The following is a 4,531-nucleotide window of genomic DNA, read 5'->3' as shown; positions in this document are numbered from 1 at the left end:
CTCCCGTCCCGCCCGGCCGGGAGGGCTCCGTCATCGTCGTCATCGCGACGGATGCACCCCTGTCGGAGCGACAGCTCGGCAGGCTCTGCCGGCGCGGCATGCTCGGCCTCTCGCGGGTCGGCGCCATCGCGGGCAACACCTCCGGAGACCTGTTGATCGCGTTCTCCAACGCGCTGGAGAACCGCGTCGACCGCACCTCCCAGCAGGTGCTGCGGACCCAGACCCACGTGGCGGATGGCGCGCTCGAGCCCTTCTTCCGCGCCACCATCGAAGCCACCGAGGAGTCCGTGCTCAACGCCCTCGTCGCCGCCCGGACGATGGTGGGCCGCGACGGCAACACCGCGCACGCCCTGCCCCACGACCGGCTGCGGGACATCCTCGCCCGCCACGGCCGCCGCTGAAGCACGCCGCGCCCCTTCCCCCGCCGCATGCGGTGGAAGGGGAACCGCTCACCCCGTCGACGCGATGGGCGGGGCCAACACCTCCAGCCCCGCTTCCAGCACCGGAACCTCCACGGGTGACGTCACCTCATCCAGACAGCCAGAGGCCCGCAGCACCTCTTGCAGCGAACGGTACGTGAGCGCACCGCGCTGCATCGCCTCCAGGGCTCCCACGGCCATCCGGGCCGCCTGAAGGGTGGTGAAGTACGGCAGGCCATACGCGATCACCGTCCGGCGGAACGCGAAGGCGTCCTTCAGGGGCCGCGCGTCCGTGGTGGTGATGATCAGGGCAAGCTCCCCCCGGGTAATGCGCGCCACGACCTCCGACCCGCCCGGGGCGTCCTTGCGCGCCAGCTCCGCATCAACGCCCCGCTCCGCGAGGTGGCGGTGCGTCCCCTCGGTGGCCACCAGCGTGAACCCCGCGGCCAGCAGGCGCCGGGCCAGCTCCACCACGCCGGGCTTGTCCTCGTCCCGGACGGAGAGCAGCACCCTGCCCGACAGGGGCAGCACGAAGCCCGCGGCGGCCTGGCTCTTGGCGAACGCGGCATGCACGTCCGACGCGATGCCCATCACCTCGCCGGTGGACTTCATCTCCGGCCCCAGCGCCACGTCCGCGCCCGGGAAGCGGTTGAAGGGGAACACCGACTCCTTGATGCTCACGTGGGCCAGGGTGGGCTCGTCCGCCTCGCCCAGCTCCTCCAGCGTCCTGCCCACCATGCACAGGGCCGCGACCTTCGCCAGCGGCGTCCCCGTCGCCTTGGAGATGAACGGCACCGTGCGCGAGGCGCGCGGGTTGGCCTCCAGCACGTAGACGTCCTCGCCCTGGATGGCGAACTGCACGTTGAGCAGCCCCACCACATCGAGCGCGCGCGCGATGGCCGTCGCCTGCGCCTTGAGCGTCTCCACCATCGCCGCCGACAGCGAGTACGGCGGCAGGCAGCAGGCCGCGTCCCCGGAGTGCACCCCCGCATGCTCCACGTGCTCCAGCACCCCGGCGATCCGCACCCGCCCCAGCCGGTCCGCCACGAGGTCCACGTCCACCTCGATGGCCTCCCGCAGGAAGCAGTCGATGAGCACCACGTGCTCGGGCGACACGCGCACCGCCTCGGTGATGTAGCGCAGCAGCTCCGCCTCGTCGCGCACGACCTCCATCGCCCGCCCGCCCAGCACGTACGACGGCCGCACCATCACCGGATAGCCCAGTTGGGCGGCGGCCCGCAGGGCCTCCTCGCGCGAGCGCGCCATCGCGTTGCGCGGCTGGAGCAGCTTCAGCTCCGAGATGACCTGCGCGAACCGCTCCCGGTCCTCGGCCCGGTCGATGCTATCCGCGGACGTCCCCAGGATGGGCACCCCCGCGCGGCTCAGCGCGTCCACGAGCCGCAGCGGCGTCTGCCCGCCGAACTGGACGATGACGCCCTCGGGCCGCTCTCGCTCGACGACGGCCAGGACGTCCTCCAACGTCACCGGCTCCAGGTACAGCCGGTCCGCGGTGTCGGGATCCGTGGACACCGTCTCCGGGTTGCAGTTGACCATCACCGTCTCGTAGCCCGCCTCGCGCAGCGCGAAGGCGGCATGGACACAGCAGTAGTCGAACTCGATGCCCTGACCGATCCGGATGGGCCCGCTGCCCAGGATGAGGATCTTCCGGCGCGCCGTGGGGGCCGCCTCGTCCTCCTCCTCGTACGTCGAATAGAAGAAGGGCGTGTACGCCTCGAACTCGCCCGCGCAGGTGTCCACCCGCTTGTAGACGGGGGTGACGCCGCGCGCGTGACGGTCGGCGCGCACGTCGTCCTCGTGACAGCCCCACAGCCGCGCCAGGCAGCGGTCGGAGAACCCGTGCTGCTTGGCCTGGAAGAGCACCTCGCGCGGCACCGCCTCCAGCCGGCCGTGCGCCTTGAGCTGGCCCTCCTCCTCCACCAGCTCCTTCAGGTGCGTGAGGAACCACGGGTCGACGGCGCAGAGCGCGTGCACCGCCTCCACCGTCAGGCCCTCGCGGAAGGCCTGCGCCAGGAACCAGGGACGCCCGGGGTGCGGACGCCGGAGCGTGGCCTCGAGCGCCGCGCGGCGTCCCGGCCCCTCCGGCAGCACCGGCGGCTCCAGCGGCAGCCGGCCCACCTCCAGCGAACGCATCGCCTTGAGGTAGGCCTCCTTGAAGGTGCGGCCAATGGACATCACCTCGCCCACCGCCTTCATGCTGGTGGTGAGGGTGTCGTCGGCGCCGGGGAACTTCTCGAAGTCGAAGCGCGGCACCTTCACGACGACGTAGTCCAACGTCGGTTCGAAGGAGGCGGGGGTGGTGCGGGTGATGCCGTTGCCCAGCTCGTCCAGCCGGTAGCCCAGCGCCAGCTTCGCGGCGATCCACGCGATGGGGTAGCCCGTGGCCTTGGACGCCAGCGCCGACGAGCGACTCACGCGGGGGTTCATCTCGATGACGACCATGCGGCCGTCGCGAGGGTTCACACCGAACTGGATGTTGGCGCCACCGGTGTCCACGCCGATCTCGCGGATGATGGCGAGCGAGGCCTGCCGCAGGCGCTGGTACTCCCGGTCCGTCAGCGTCTGCGCGGGCGCCACGGTGATGGAGTCCCCGGTGTGCACGCCCATCGGGTCGAAGTTCTCGATGGCGCAGACGATGACCGCGTTGTCCACGGTGTCGCGCACCACCTCCAGCTCGTACTCCTTCCAGCCCAGCACCGACTCCTCCACCAGCACCGTGGCGGAGGGGCTGGCGCGCAGCCCCGCGGAGCAGATCTCCTCCAGCTCCGCCGCGTTCCGCGCGATGCCGCCGCCCGTGCCCCCCAGCGTGAACGAGGGCCGCACGATGGTCGGGTAGCCCAGCGTCTCCGCCAGCGCGAGCGCCTCCGCGACGGTGTGCGCGATGCCGCTGCGGGGCAGTGGCATGCCAATGCGTTGCATGGCCGCCTTGAAGAGCTGGCGGTCCTCGGCCTTCTCGATGGCGGGGATGTTGGCGCCAATCAGCCGCACCCCGTAGCGCTCCAGCACCCCTGTCTGCGCCAGCACCTTGGCCAGGTTGAGCGCCGTCTGTCCGCCCATGGTGGCGAGCAGCGAGTCCGGACGCTCGCGCGCGATGATGCGCTCCGCCACCTCCGGCGTGATGGGCTCCACGTACGTCTTGTGGGCCACGTCGGGGTCCGTCATCACCGTCGCGGGGTTGGAGTTGAGGAGGATGACCTCCAGTCCCTCCTCGCGCAGGGCCTTGATGGCCTGCGTCCCCGAGTAGTCGAACTCGCAAGCCTGACCGATGACGATCGGCCCGGAGCCGATCACCAACACTCTCTGGATGTCCTCGCGCCTGGGCACTGAAGTCTCAGCTCTTCAAAGGGGGGGAGGAAAACCTTCAGCGGCGAGGACTTCCCGGCCGAGCCGGAGGGCCCCTGCCAGGAGGGTGTCGAAGTCCTCCTGACGGCTGCGGTGGTTGACGATGCAGCAGCGGATGGCGAAGTGGCCGTCCAGCACGGTGCTGGAGGGCACGGCGATGCCCTGCTCCTGCAAGCGGATGAGCACCTCCTGGTTGGCCCGGTTGAGGACCTCCTCGGAGACGCCCGCGCGGTGGTAGCGGAAGCAGACGATGTTCAGCGGCACCGGCGCCAGCAGCTGCAGCTCCGCGTGGTCCTGCACCCGCGCCGCCAGCTCCTGCGCCTGGCGCACGTTCTGCTCGATGAGCTGGGTGAAGTGGGCCACGCCGTGCGCCTTCATGCTCATCCACACCTTCAGCGCCCGGAAGCCGCGCGTCAGGTCCACACCCCGGTCCGCGAAGGGCAACCCCCCGGAGATGACGCCGCGCTCCAGCGTGGCCAGGTAGCTGGCCGTGCTCGCGAAGGCCGCCCGGTGCGCCGCCGCGTCGCGCACCAGCACGCACGCCACGTCGAAGGGCTGGTACATCCACTTGTGCAGGTCGAAGGCCACCGAGTCCGCCTCCTCCAGCCCCGCCACCTTCGGCCGAAGCTTCTCGCTCAGCCGCGCGAAGGCCCCGAAGGCGCCGTCCACGTGCAGCCACAGCCCCTCCTCGCGGCAGAGCGCCGCCAGCGCCTGGAGGTCATCCGTGGCGCCGGTGTTCACCGTGCCGGCGT

At 71.2% G+C, this 4,531-nt stretch carries 2 protein-coding genes and 1 pseudogene; 1 reads left to right on the top strand and 2 read right to left on the bottom strand.

Annotation, left to right across the window (positions count from 1 at the left end; genetic code table 11):
• The coding region (locus D7V97_RS40430) for a P1 family peptidase (RefSeq protein WP_199729146.1) at positions 1 to 401 on the top strand (401 nt) is incomplete at its 5' end.
• 156 nt (positions 402 to 557) lie between these two features.
• Here the strand turns inward: D7V97_RS40430 and carB are convergent.
• Positions 558 to 3,761, bottom strand: a pseudogene (carB, locus tag D7V97_RS40425) (carbamoyl-phosphate synthase large subunit); the annotation flags it as partial.
• A 15-nt stretch (positions 3,762 to 3,776) separates the two neighbouring features.
• A partial coding sequence (locus tag D7V97_RS40420) for a pyridoxal-dependent decarboxylase (protein WP_233583549.1) occupies positions 3,777 to 4,531 on the bottom strand: 755 nt, incomplete at its 5' end.

The sequence above is a fragment of the Corallococcus sp. CA053C genome (genome assembly GCF_003611675.1).
Classification (GTDB): domain Bacteria; phylum Myxococcota; class Myxococcia; order Myxococcales; family Myxococcaceae; genus Corallococcus.
Note: the sequence above shows the minus strand (reverse complement) of the source record. Positions and strands in the feature narration are given on the sequence as shown.